The organism is Kitasatospora herbaricolor, assembly GCF_030813695.1.
Taxonomy (GTDB): Bacteria; Actinomycetota; Actinomycetes; order Streptomycetales; family Streptomycetaceae; genus Kitasatospora; species Kitasatospora herbaricolor.
This window is the reverse complement of sequence record NZ_JAUSVA010000002.1, coordinates 3821267-3832958: the sequence shown is the minus strand read 5'-3', so window position 1 is coordinate 3832958 and position 11692 is coordinate 3821267. Positions and strand designations below refer to the sequence as shown.

General features: G+C 70.1%; 14 protein-coding genes. 13 read left to right on the top strand and 1 reads right to left on the bottom strand.

Going from position 1 to position 11692, the window contains the following annotated elements; genetic code table 11:
* Positions 1–107: 107 nt before the first annotated feature.
* The 13 genes from map (at position 108) to glmM (ending at position 10546) form a co-directional block, all read left to right on the top strand.
* Positions 108–947, top strand: coding sequence for a type I methionyl aminopeptidase (gene map / locus J2S46_RS17025; protein WP_190210859.1), 840 nt, complete (start codon positions 108–110; stop codon positions 945–947).
* A gap of 135 nt (positions 948–1082) precedes the next feature.
* Positions 1083–1508, top strand: coding sequence for a large conductance mechanosensitive channel protein MscL (mscL, locus tag J2S46_RS17020; protein WP_191289663.1), 426 nt, complete (start codon positions 1083–1085; stop codon positions 1506–1508).
* A gap of 166 nt (positions 1509–1674) precedes the next feature.
* A complete protein-coding gene (gene infA / locus J2S46_RS17015) occupies positions 1675–1896 on the top strand; it encodes a translation initiation factor IF-1 (protein WP_003956442.1) in 222 nt (73 codons plus the stop codon).
* A gap of 54 nt (positions 1897–1950) precedes the next feature.
* Positions 1951–2064: a 50S ribosomal protein L36 gene (gene rpmJ, locus J2S46_RS17010; protein ID WP_003956441.1), complete on the top strand. Its 114-nt coding sequence runs from the start codon at positions 1951–1953 to the stop codon at positions 2062–2064.
* A gap of 174 nt (positions 2065–2238) precedes the next feature.
* Positions 2239–2619, top strand: a complete 381-nt coding sequence (rpsM, locus tag J2S46_RS17005; protein ID WP_073924290.1) for a 30S ribosomal protein S13 — start codon at positions 2239–2241, stop codon at positions 2617–2619.
* Between the two features lie 73 nt (positions 2620–2692).
* The gene (rpsK, locus tag J2S46_RS17000) at positions 2693–3100 is read left to right on the top strand and encodes a 30S ribosomal protein S11 (protein WP_073924289.1); all 408 of its coding nucleotides are present in this window, start codon (positions 2693–2695) and stop codon (positions 3098–3100) included.
* Positions 3101–3249: 149 nt separating this feature from the next.
* A complete protein-coding gene (locus J2S46_RS16995; protein ID WP_030232516.1) occupies positions 3250–4272 on the top strand; it encodes a DNA-directed RNA polymerase subunit alpha in 1023 nt (340 codons plus the stop codon).
* 143 nt (positions 4273–4415) lie between these two features.
* A complete protein-coding gene (rplQ, locus tag J2S46_RS16990) occupies positions 4416–4889 on the top strand; it encodes a 50S ribosomal protein L17 (RefSeq protein ID WP_073924288.1) in 474 nt (157 codons plus the stop codon).
* A 103-nt stretch (positions 4890–4992) separates the two neighbouring features.
* Entirely contained in the window at positions 4993–5913 is a 921-nt protein-coding gene (gene truA / locus J2S46_RS16985) for a tRNA pseudouridine(38-40) synthase TruA (protein ID WP_191289664.1), read from the top strand.
* 83 nt (positions 5914–5996) lie between these two features.
* Positions 5997–7661, top strand: coding sequence for an ABC-F family ATP-binding cassette domain-containing protein (locus J2S46_RS16980; protein WP_191289665.1), 1665 nt, complete (start codon positions 5997–5999; stop codon positions 7659–7661).
* A 352-nt stretch (positions 7662–8013) separates the two neighbouring features.
* Complete coding sequence (gene rplM / locus J2S46_RS16975) at positions 8014–8460, top strand: 50S ribosomal protein L13 (protein WP_073924285.1); 447 nt, start codon at positions 8014–8016, stop codon at positions 8458–8460.
* Between the two features lie 48 nt (positions 8461–8508).
* Entirely contained in the window at positions 8509–9012 is a 504-nt protein-coding gene (gene rpsI / locus J2S46_RS16970; RefSeq protein WP_073924284.1) for a 30S ribosomal protein S9, read from the top strand.
* 166 nt (positions 9013–9178) lie between these two features.
* Positions 9179–10546 (top strand): phosphoglucosamine mutase, encoded by a 1368-nt coding sequence (gene glmM / locus J2S46_RS16965; RefSeq protein ID WP_073924283.1) that lies wholly within the window; start codon positions 9179–9181, stop codon positions 10544–10546.
* Positions 10547–10669: 123 nt separating this feature from the next.
* Here glmM and coaA read toward each other — a convergent pair whose 3' ends face one another.
* A complete protein-coding gene (gene coaA / locus J2S46_RS16960) occupies positions 10670–11665 on the bottom strand; it encodes a type I pantothenate kinase (RefSeq protein WP_073924282.1) in 996 nt (331 codons plus the stop codon).
* Positions 11666–11692: the final 27 nt, after the last annotated feature.

The following is an 11692-nucleotide window of genomic DNA, read 5'->3' as shown; positions in this document are numbered from 1 at the left end:
GCGGTGCCCCCGGACGGGGCAGCGCGGCCGTACGGCGTCGTACGGTTGTACGAGTGCACGGCCGCCCGGCAAGGACCGGGCGGCGACCAACGGGAAGGCGTGGCCAGATGGTGGAGATCAAGACCCCCGAGCAGATCGCGAAGATGCGGGTGGCCGGGCTGGTCGTGGCCGAGGCGCTCAAGGCCGCCCGGGCGGCGGTGGCGCCGGGTGTGACCACCCAGGAGCTGAACGACGTCGCGGCCAAGGTGATCGCCGACCACGGCGCCACCTCCAACTTCCGGGCCCACCACGGCGGCCTGTGGTTCCCCGGGGTGATCTGCGCCTCGGTCAACAACGAGGTCGTGCACGGCATCCCCGGCGAGCGGGTGCTGGAGGAGGGCGACCTCATCTCCATCGACTGCGGCGCCATCGTGGACGGCTGGCACGGCGACGCGGCGATCACCGTCGCGGTGGGCGAGGTCCGGCCCGAGGTCGAGATGCTCAGCCGGGTCACCGAGGGCTCGATGTGGGCCGGCATCGCCCAGATGAAGAAGAACAACCGGCTGGTCGACGTCTCCAAGGCGATCGAGGGTTACGTCCGGCGCCAGCCGTTGCCCCCCAAGGGCAAGTGGGGCATCACCGAGGGCTACGGCGGCCACGGCATCGGCACCGCGATGCACATGGAGCCGCACGTGCTGAACTACGTCGAGCGCGGCCGGGGCAAGGGCCCGAAGCTCGTCCCGGGCACCGTGCTGGCGATCGAGCCGATGGTGTCGCTGGGCACCCCGCACACCTCGGTGCTGGAGGACGACTGGACGGTCGTCACCAACGACGGCACCTGGGCCTCGCACTGGGAGCACTCGGTGGCCGTGACGGAGCAGGGCCCGCTGGTGCTGACCGCCTTCGACGGCGGCCGGGCCGAGCTGGCGAAGCTCGGGATCACCGCCGCGCCGGACCCGCTGGGCTGACCTGCGCGGTTCCCCGCCTGACGTGAACTCAAAGCCCGGAAGCCCTGCTTCCGGGCTTTTCGTCCTTTTTGCTGCCCGGTGAACGTGTCGCTAAGCTGCCTGGCTTACCAGATGAGCTGAAAAAAGGGGACAGCGGTGCTCAAGGGCTTCCGGGACTTCATGATGCGCGGCAACGTCATCGACATGGCGGTCGGTGTCGTCATCGGTGCCGCCTTCACCGGGGTGGTGACCGGCTTCGTGTCGGCCTTCCTCACGCCGCTGGTGGGCGTCGCGGTCGGGGCCGCCGGCGACTTCAAGAACTACGCGTTCAGCGTCGGCGGGGTGACCTTCCCGTACGGGCAGTTCCTCAACGTCCTGATCGCGTTCGTGCTGACCGCCGCGGTGCTCTACTTCTTCGTGGTGCTGCCTGTGACCAAGGCCACGGCGCGCTACCTGCCGAAGAAGCCGAAGGCCCCCAGGCGCCCGTGCCCGGAGTGCCTGACCGAGATTCCGGAGGCCGCCCGCCGGTGCGCCGCCTGCACCGCGCAGGTCGAGCCGATCGCCATCGTGGCGCAGCGGTGACGTCGGTTTTGGCCGTACCCGCGCGACTGGCGTAGGATGGACCGTCGGCTCACTCGTAGCGTGCTTCAGCACGCCCTCTTCTCCCTCGCGGGGGTCGGGGTGAACCCAGGTTCGCACGAGCGTGCCGCATACGGTAGCCGGTCCCGGAAGGTGGATCTCGCAGTTCATGGCAAAGAAGCAAGGCGCCATTGAGATCGAGGGCACCGTGATCGAGTCTCTCCCGAACGCCATGTTCAAGGTTGAGCTGCAGAACGGTCACAAGGTCCTCGCGCACATCAGCGGAAAGATGCGGATGCACTACATCCGCATTCTCCCGGACGACCGGGTCGTGGTGGAGCTCAGCCCCTACGACCTGACGCGCGGCCGGATCGTCTACCGCTACAAGTAGCAACCTCGCTCCGCGAGGGTTAAACGTCAGATCTAGACCCGGAGAACCTGAACCATGAAGGTCAAGCCGAGCGTCAAGAAGATCTGCGACAAGTGCAAGGTGATCCGCCGCCACGGCCGGGTCATGGTGATCTGCGACAACCTGCGCCACAAGCAGCGCCAGGGCTGATCCAGCTCCGCATTTCTCGTAGTACTTCGCGCGACGCGAAAAACGTCATACGCGGGCTGCCCGATCCGTCCGGAAGGACGGACTGCCACCCCCGGTCAGAGGCCGGGGCTCCCAAGCCGAGAGGTTTCGGAGCAGGCCGCCCGTCAGACCTCTGAAGAACCACAGGAGCCATGAATGGCACGCCTCGCCGGCGTTGATCTCCCCCGCGAAAAGCGGATCGAGATCGCCCTCACGTACGTCTACGGCATCGGCCGTACCCGCGCCCAGCAGTCGCTGGCCGAGACGGGCGTGAACCCCGACATCCGGGTCCGCGACATTTCCGAGGAAGACCTCGTGAAGCTCGCGCAGTGGATCGACGCCAACTACACGGTCGAGGGTGACCTCCGCCGCTCGGTCGCCGCCGACATCCGCCGCAAGGTCGAGATCGGCTGCTACGAGGGTCTGCGTCACCGCCGTGGCCTCCCGGTCCGCGGTCAGCGCACCCACACCAACGCGCGTACCCGCAAGGGCCCGCGTCGCGCGATTGCCGGCAAGAAGAAGCCCGGCAAGAAGTAGTCCGTCCCGTAACCGGACATCCCTCCGGCCCGCGGGTTAGCGGACCGACCACCTCAGTAGGAGAAACAGACTTATGCCCCCCAAGGGTCGTCAGGCTGCCGGCGCCAAGAAGGTGCGCCGCAAGGAGAAGAAGAACGTCGCCCACGGGCACGCTCACATCAAGAGCACGTTCAACAACACGATCGTCTCGATCACGGACCCCTCGGGCAACGTGATCTCCTGGGCCTCCGCCGGCCACGTCGGCTTCAAGGGCTCGCGCAAGTCCACCCCGTTCGCCGCGCAGATGGCCGCCGAGGCCGCTGCCCGTCGCGCGCAGGAGCACGGCATGCGCAAGGTCGACGTCTTCGTGAAGGGTCCGGGCTCCGGCCGCGAGACCGCGATCCGTTCGCTCCAGGCCACCGGCCTGGAGGTCGGCTCGATCCAGGACGTCACCCCCACCCCGCACAACGGCTGCCGTCCGCCGAAGCGCCGCCGCGTCTGACGCAGCGCCTTCGGGCAGGGTGTTGCGGGGCTACCCCCGCGCCACAGCACGACACCGCGTACGGGGTCCTGTTTCGCACAGGACCCCGTACGCTGGTTCTGTTCGGCATCAAATAGTGGGTGCCGAAGACAACTGGAGGATCTGAAAACATGCTGATCGCTCAGCGTCCCTCGCTGACCGAAGAGGTCGTCGACGAATTCCGCTCGCGGTTCGTGATCGAGCCGCTGGAGCCGGGCTTCGGCTACACCCTCGGCAACTCGCTCCGCCGCACGCTCCTCTCCTCGATCCCCGGCGCCGCTGTCACCAGCATCCGCGTCGACGGTGTCCTGCACGAGTTCACCACCGTGCCGGGCGTCAAGGAGGACGTCACCGACCTCATCCTCAACATCAAGCAGCTGGTCGTCTCCTCGGAGCACGACGAGCCGGTCGTGATGTACCTGCGCAAGCAGGGCCCGGGTGTGGTCACCGCCGCCGACATCGCGCCCCCGGCCGGTGTCGAGGTGCACAACCCCGAGCTGGTCCTCGCCACGCTCAACGGCAAGGGCAAGCTGGAGATGGAGCTGACCGTCGAGCGCGGTCGCGGCTACGTCTCCGCCGTCCAGAACAAGGCCTCCGGCCAGGAGATCGGCCGGATCCCGGTCGACTCGATCTACAGCCCCGTGCTGAAGGTCACCTACAAGGTCGAGGCCACCCGTGTCGAGCAGCGGACCGACTTCGACAAGCTCATCGTCGACGTCGAGACCAAGCCCGCCATGCGCCCGCGTGACGCCATGGCCTCGGCCGGCAAGACCCTGGTGGAGCTGTTCGGTCTCGCCCGCGAGCTGAACATCGACGCCGAGGGCATCGACATGGGCCCGTCCCCCACGGACGCCGCCCTGGCCGCCGACCTGGCGCTGCCGATCGAGGAGCTGGAGCTCACCGTTCGGTCGTACAACTGCCTCAAGCGCGAGGGCATCCACACCGTGGGTGAGCTCGTCGCCCGCTCCGAGGCCGACCTGCTCGACATCCGCAACTTCGGTGCGAAGTCGATCGACGAGGTCAAGGCGAAGCTGGCCGGCATGGGCCTGGCCCTCAAGGACAGCCCGCCCGGATTCGACCCGACCGCCGCCGCCGACGCCTTCGGCGCCGACGACCTGGACGACGCGGGTTACGCGGAGACCGAGCAGTACTGATTTTGGGCGGGGGCGGCCCACCGGGCCGCCCCTGTTCGATGCACACCGGGCCCTCGGGCCCACGCTAAGCCGTCCGGGCAACCGTGCCCGGCCGCCCGTTCCGGTACCTGACACGGCCGGATTCGGAGATTTAAGGAGCTACCATGCCCCGTCCCGCGAAGGGCGCCCGCCTCGGCGGCGGCCCGCACCACGAGCCGCTGCTGCTCGCCGGCCTCTGCCGGGAGCTCTTCCAGTACGGCCGCATCACCACGACCGAGGCCAAGGCCCGTCGGATGCGCCCGCTGGCGGAGAAGTTGATCACCAAGGCGAAGGTCGGCGACATCCACAACCGTCGCATCGTCCGCAAGACGATCACCGACGTCTCCGTGCTGCACACCCTCTTCACCGAGATCGCGCCGCGCTACGAGAACCGCCCCGGTGGCTACACCCGCATCACCAAGATCGGTCCCCGTCGTGGCGACAACGCCCCGATGGCCGTGATCGAGCTGGTCGAGGCCCTGACCGTCGCGCAGACCGCCGTCGGCGAGGCCGAGGGTGCCACCAAGCGCGCCGTGAAGGAGGCCGAGCAGGCCGCCGAGACCAAGGCTGACGAGACCCCCGAGGTCGAGACCGCCTGAACACCCTGAGGTGTCGGACGGGCCCGTTCCCCCAGTTCTGCTGGGGGAACGGGCCCGTTCTTTTCGTCCCGACCGGAGCAGCAGCCCCACTGGAGTAGCAGCAGTGCTGAAGGAATGTGCCGAGACCGCAGGCCCCCGCCCGGACGGCCCCGCCGAGGGGACGGTCCGGATCCGGCTCGATCTCGCCTACCACGGGGCCGAGTTCTCCGGCTGGGCCCGCCAGCCAGGGCGGCGCACCGTCCAGGGCGAGATCGAGAGCGCCTTGAAGGTCGTCACCCGCAGCGAGGAGACCTTCGACCTGACGGTGGCCGGGCGCACCGACGCCGGCGTGCACGCCCGCGGCCAGGTCGCCCACGTGGACCTGCCGGTGGACCTCTGGGCCGCGCACGGCGACAAGCTGCTGCGCCGGCTGGCCGGCCGGCTGCCGGGGGACGTCCGGATCTACCGGCTGGGCGAGGCGCCGGCGGGCTTCGACGCCCGCTTCGCGGCGATCTGGCGCCGGTACGCCTACCGGGTCGCGGACCACCCGGGCGGGGTGGACCCGCTGCTGCGCGGGCACGTGCTCTGGCACGACCGCCCGCTCGACGTGGACCGGATGAACGAGGCCGCCGAGCTGCTGATCGGCGAGCACGACTTCGCCGCGTACTGCAAGAAGCGCGAGGGTGCCACCACCATCCGCACCCTGCTCGACCTGTACTGGGAGCGGGTGCCGGCGGACAGCCACACCGCGGGCGTGGCGGGCCCGCTGGCGGTCGCCACCGTCCGGGCGGACGCCTTCTGCCACAACATGGTGCGCGCCCTGGTCGGCGCCATGCTGCTGGTCGGTGACGGGCACCGGCCGGTGGAGTTCCCCGGTGAGGTGCTGGCCGGCGGGGTGCGCAACTCCGCCGTCAACGTGATCCGGCCGTACGGCCTGACGCTGGAGGAGGTCGGCTACCCGGCCGACGACCAGCTGGCGGAGCGGGGCCGCGCCGCCCGCCGGATGCGCACCCTGCCGGGGCAGCCCCGGCCGGCCGGAGGCTGAGGCCGGCCGCCGGCGGGGCACGGGGGAGCGCGGCGACCTAATCCGTTTGGGCCACAGGCCGTTCTCTTGGCAAAATCCGCCATATGGGACACGTCGAGATTTCGCACCTTGAGTACTACCTGCCGGACGGGCGGGTGTTGTTCGACGACGCGTCCTTCCGGGTGGGGGAGGGCTCCGCGGTCGCCCTGGTGGGCGCCAACGGGGCCGGCAAGACCACCCTGCTGCGCATGATCGCCGGGGACATCCAGTCGCACGGCGGCACCGTCACGATCAGCGGCGGGCTCGGCGTGATGCGCCAGTTCGTCGGCACCACCGGCCGGGAGGACCAGCGCGAGACGCCGGGCGCGCTGCCCCCGGACGCCTCGGTACGGGACCTGCTGGTCTCCGTCGCGCCGCCCAGGATCGCCAAGGCCGCCAAGGCGGTGGACGCGGCCGAGCTGGCGATGATGGCGCAGGACGACGAGAAGACCCAGATGGCGTACGCCCAGGCGCTCTCCGACTGGGCCGACGCCGACGGCTACGACTACGAGACCGACTGGGACGTCTGCACCACGGCGGCCCTGGGCATGCCCTTCGACCGGGCGCAGTTCCGCGGGCTGAACACCCTCTCCGGCGGTGAGCAGAAGCGGCTCGTGCTGGAGGCGCTGCTTCGCGGCCCGGAGGAGGTCCTGCTGCTGGACGAGCCGGACAACTACCTGGACGTCCCCGGCAAGCGCTGGCTGGAGGAGGCCATCAAGTCCACCTCCAAGACCGTGCTGTACATCTCGCACGACCGCGAGCTGCTCTCCCGGACGGCGGAGAAGATCATCGCCGTCGAGTCCGGGTTCGGCGGCGGCGGCAGCAGCGTCTGGGTGCACGGCGGCGGCTTCGACTCCTTCCACGAGGCCCGCAAGGAGCGCTTCGCCCGCTTCGAGGAGCTCGGCCGCCGCTGGGACGAGGAGCACGCCAAGCTGAAGAAGCTGGTGGTCAACCTCCGCCAGGCGGCCTCGGTCAGCCACGCCCTGGCCACCCGCTACGCGGCCGCGCAGACCCGGCTGAAGAAGTTCGAGGAGGCCGGCCGGCCGGAGGAGCCGCCGCGCGAGCAGAGCATCTCCATGCGGCTCAAGGGCGGCCGCACCGGTGTGCGTTCGCTCACCCTGGAGAACCTGGAACTGACCGGCCTGATGAAGCCCTTCGACCTGGAGGTCTTCTACGGGGAGCGGGTCGCGGTGCTCGGCTCCAACGGCTCCGGCAAGTCGCACTTCCTGCGGATGCTGGCCGGCGACGAGTCGGTGAAGCACACCGGCAGCTGGAAGCTCGGAGCCCGGGTGGTGCCCGGCCACTTCCGGCAGACCCACGCCCACCCGGAGCTGTTCGGGCGGACCGTCCGGTCGATCGTCGAGGAGGAGCACGCGCTCAGCCGCGGGGCCGCGATGGGCGCGCTGCGCCGCTACGAGCTGGACCGCCAGGAGGAGCAGAAGTTCGAGTCGCTCTCCGGCGGCCAGCAGGCCCGGCTGATGATCCTCAAGCTGGAACTCTCCGGCGTCACTGCGCTGTTGCTGGACGAGCCGACCGACAACCTGGACCTGGAGAGCGCCGAGGCGCTGCAGGAGGGCCTGGAGGCCTTCGAGGGCACCGTGCTCTGCGTCACGCACGACCGCTGGTTCGCCCGGAGCTTCGACCGGTTCCTGGTGTTCGGCTCCGACGGCCGGGTCTACGAGGCCCCGGAGCCGGTCTGGGACGAGACCCGGGTCGTCCGCGACCGCTGATCCGGCCCTGACCCCTGGGCCGATCCACCCCCGATCCACCCCCGGAGCAGACCCGGAGCAGACCCGGCGCAGGCCCGGTTTCCACCGGTTCCGGGGCCCGCGGGGAGCGCCCGCCCGCCGCCGCACACCCGGCCGCGGGCGGGCGTTTTTGACCCCCACCGATGCGGCCGGTAGGCTGGGCGCTTGTTGTGCGTATTGGCTCGCTCCATCTCACGTGAGAGGTCGGTACGCCGGAGACACCCGGCCGACGATCAGCGGCTCCCCTTGAATTGCGTCCAAGGCGAGCCAGGCTGTTCTTCTCGTTCAGGTGCTCCTGTCAGGACTCACTCACTGAAAAGCGAAGGCTACGACCGTGCGTACGTACAGCCCCAAGCCCGGCGACGTCCAGCGTCAGTGGCACGTCATCGACGCGACCGACGTCGTGCTCGGCCGCCTGGCCTCCCAGGCCGCCAACCTCCTCCGGGGCAAGCACAAGGCGATCTACGCGCCGCACGTTGACACTGGTGACTTCGTCATCATCATCAACGCGGACAAGGTGCACCTCTCGGGTAACAAGAAGACCCAGAAGCTGGCCTACCGCCACAGCGGTTTCCCGGGCGGTCTCCGCTCGGTGCGCTACGACGACCTCCTGGACAAGAACCCGGAGAAGGCCGTCGAGAAGGCCATCAAGGGCATGATCCCGAAGAACACCCTGGGCCGCCAGATGCTCTCGAAGCTGAAGGTCTACTCGGGCGACCAGCACCCGCACGCTGCCCAGCAGCCGGTGCCGTTCGAGATCACCCAGGTCGCGCAGCAGTAAGTCCGGCCACCAAAACCCCATCCCAATTAGCAGGAGCTGAGGAACACCGTGGCCGAGACCACTGAAACCCTTGAGGTCGACTTCGACGAGACCGTCGTCGAGGGCGAGTACACCTCCGAGGAGAGCTACACCTCCGAGTCGCTGGCCGGCCGCTTCGGCGAGGCCACCCCGGGCGCCGGCCTCGGCCGTCGCAAGGAGGCGATCGCCCGCGTGCGCATCGTCCCGGGCACCGGCGTCTGGAAGATCAACGGTCGCACCCTGGAGAACTACTTCCCCAACAAGGTGCACCAGCAGACCGTCAACGAGCCCTTCAAGCTGCTTGAGCTCGACGGCCGCTACGACGTTGTCGCCCGCATCTCGGGTGGCGGCGTCTCCGGTCAGGCCTACGCGCTGCGCCTCGGCGTGGCCCGTGCCCTGAACGAGGCGGACGTGGACAACAACCGCGCCGCCCTGAAGAAGGCCGGTTTCCTGATGCGTGACGCGCGTGCCGTCGAGCGCAAGAAGGCCGGTCTCAAGAAGGCCCGCAAGGCGCCGCAGTACAGCAAGCGCTAGTCGCGCCCCCGGGGGTGCGTACCGCCCTGGTGGTGCGCGCCCCTGGAATGCGCTCATACGCCCCGGAGTACCTCGTGTACTCCGGGGCGTCGTGTTCCCCGGCCGTTGTGCGGCGGACGGGGGTTCAACAGGATGACTGCCAGCAGCGGCAATGGAGGACAGGACAGTGGGACGACTCTTCGGTACGGACGGCGTACGCGGTGTGGCCAACGAAGGCCTGACGGCCGAACTGGCCCTGGGCCTCTCGGTGGCCGCCGCGCATGTTCTCGGCGACGCGGGCGCTTTCGACGGGCATCGTCCGGTCGCTGTGGTCGGCCGCGATCCCCGGGCGTCCGGTGAGTTCCTGGAGGCCGCCGTCATCGCCGGCCTGGCGAGCGCGGGCGTCGACGTCCTGCGGGTCGGCGTGCTGCCCACGCCGGCCGTGGCCTACCTGACCGGCGCGCTCGGCGCCGACCTCGGCGTGATGCTCTCCGCCAGCCACAACGCGATGCCCGACAACGGCATCAAGTTCCTCGCGCGCGGCGGCCACAAGCTGGACGACCGCATCGAGGACGCCATCGAGGCGCACTACCACCGCTACCGCGAAGGCGCCGGCGAGGAGTGGAAGCGGCCCACCGGCGCGGCCGTCGGCCGGGTGCGCGAGTACACCGAGGGCTTCGACAAGTACGTCGCCCACCTGATCGGCGTGCTGCCGAACCGCCTGGACGGCGTCAAGGTCGTCATCGACGGCGCGCACGGCGCGGCCGCCCGGGTCGCCCCGGAGGCGTTCGCCCGGGCCGGCGCCGAGGTCGTCCACACCCTGGGGGCCGAGCCCACCGGCCTCAACATCAACGACGGCGTCGGCTCCACCCACCTGGACAAGCTGCGCGCCGCGATGACCGAGCACCGGGCCGACCTCGGCATCGCCCTCGACGGCGACGCCGACCGGTGCCTGGCCGCCGACGCCGACGGCAACGAGGTCGACGGTGACCAGATCATCGCCATCCTCGCGGTGGCCATGCGGGAGGCCGGCACGCTGCGCGGCAACACCGCCGTGGCCACCGTGATGTCCAACCTGGGCTTCAAGCTGGCCATGGAGCGCGAGGGCATCGACCTCGTCCAGACCGCGGTCGGCGACCGCTACGTGCTGGAGGAGATGAAGCAGCACGGCTTCGCCCTCGGCGGCGAGCAGTCCGGCCACGTCATCCTGCTGGACCACGCCACCACCGGTGACGGCACCCTGACCGGCCTGATGCTGGGCGCGCGGCTCGCCGCCACCAAGCAGCCGCTGGCCGACCTCGCCGCCGTGATGACCCGGCTGCCGCAGCTCCTGATCAACGTCAAGGGTGTCGACAAGAGCCGGGTGGACAGCTGCCCCGAGCTGACCGCCGCCGTCGCCGAGGCCGAGGCCGAGCTCGGCGGCACCGGCCGGGTGCTGCTGCGCCCGTCCGGCACCGAGCCGCTGGTCCGGGTGATGGTCGAGGCCGCGGACCAGGTGCAGGCCAAGGCCGTCGCCGAGCGGCTGGCCGAGGTCGTCCGCACCCACCTGGGCTGAGACGTCCGCACGCACCAGGGCTGAGACGCCGTCACCTGGGTGACCGTCACCCCGGACAACGGTCGGCGCCCCGCCGGAGATCCTCCCGGCGGGGCGCCGACCTCTGCACGGGGTGACCCGGACTCAGAGCTTGCGCAGCAGCGCCCTGCGGACCTTGTGGTCGGCGCCCTTCTGCAGGATCAGGGTGGCCCGGCCCCGGGTGGGCAGGACGTTCTCCACCAGGTTGGGCTTGTTGATGGTGCGCCAGACCTGACGGCCGTAGTCCATCGCCTCCTCCTCCGGCACCTCGGTGAAGCGGCGGAAGTAGGAGTTCGGGTTCTGGAAGGCGGTGTCCCGCAGCTTCTTGAACCGCGACAGGTACCAGTTCTCGATGTCGTCGGTGCGGGCGTCGACGTAGATCGAGAAGTCGAAGTAGTCCGCGACCGCGAGCCGGGTGCGGCCGTCGGTGCCGGGCAGGGCCGGCTGCAGGACGTTCAGCCCCTCGACGATCAGGATGTCCGGGCGCTCCACGGTGAGGCGCTCGTCCGGCACGATGTCGTACACCAGGTGCGAGTACACCGGGGCGGTGACCCGCTCCTTGCCGGCCTTCACGTCCGCGACGAACCGCATCAGCGCCCGCCGGTCGTACGACTCGGGGAACCCCTTGCGCGCCATCAGGCCGCGCCGGCGCAGCTCGGCGTTGGGCAGCAGGAACCCGTCGGTGGTCACCAGCTCGACCCGGGGGTGCTCGGGCCAGCGGGCCAGCAGGGCCTTCAGCAGCCGTGCGGTGGTCGACTTGCCGACCGCCACCGAACCGGCCACCCCGATGATGAACGGCGTGCGGGTGCGCTCGGTGTCCCCGGTGTCCAGGAAGGTGCCCACGGCCCCGCGCAGCTCGTGCGTGGCGTGGATGTAGAGGTTCAGCAGCCGGGACAGCGGGAGGTAGACGTCCCGGACCTCGTCGAGGTCCAGGGCGGTGCCCAGACCGCGGAGCCGTTCCACCTCCTCGGCGGTCAGCGGCAGCGGCGTACGCTCGCGCAGCGCGCTCCACTCGGCCCGGCTCAGGTCCACGTACGGGGACGGGGAGGGGCCGGGCGTGGCGGCGCCCCGCGTACAGAGTTCGGTCAGCACGTGCTCCATTGTGGGCCGTGCGGGCTCCCCGGCACG

Excerpts from the sequence above, each read along its gene's own strand:
- J2S46_RS16980 (WP_191289665.1), top strand. The coding sequence starts at position 5,997 with ATGGGACACGTCGAGATTTCGCACCTTGAGTACTACCTGCCGGACGGG.
- rplQ (WP_073924288.1), top strand. The coding sequence starts at position 4,416 with ATGCCCCGTCCCGCGAAGGGCGCCCGCCTCGGCGGCGGCCCGCACCAC.
- infA (WP_003956442.1), top strand. The coding sequence starts at position 1,675 with ATGGCAAAGAAGCAAGGCGCCATTGAGATCGAGGGCACCGTGATCGAG.
- rpmJ (WP_003956441.1), top strand. The coding sequence starts at position 1,951 with ATGAAGGTCAAGCCGAGCGTCAAGAAGATCTGCGACAAGTGCAAGGTG.
- rpsK (WP_073924289.1), top strand. The coding sequence starts at position 2,693 with ATGCCCCCCAAGGGTCGTCAGGCTGCCGGCGCCAAGAAGGTGCGCCGC.
- rpsM (WP_073924290.1), top strand. The coding sequence starts at position 2,239 with ATGGCACGCCTCGCCGGCGTTGATCTCCCCCGCGAAAAGCGGATCGAG.
- J2S46_RS16995 (WP_030232516.1), top strand. The coding sequence starts at position 3,250 with ATGCTGATCGCTCAGCGTCCCTCGCTGACCGAAGAGGTCGTCGACGAA.
- coaA (WP_073924282.1), bottom strand. The coding sequence starts at position 11,665 with ATGGAGCACGTGCTGACCGAACTCTGTACGCGGGGCGCCGCCACGCCC.
- map (WP_190210859.1), top strand. The coding sequence starts at position 108 with ATGGTGGAGATCAAGACCCCCGAGCAGATCGCGAAGATGCGGGTGGCC.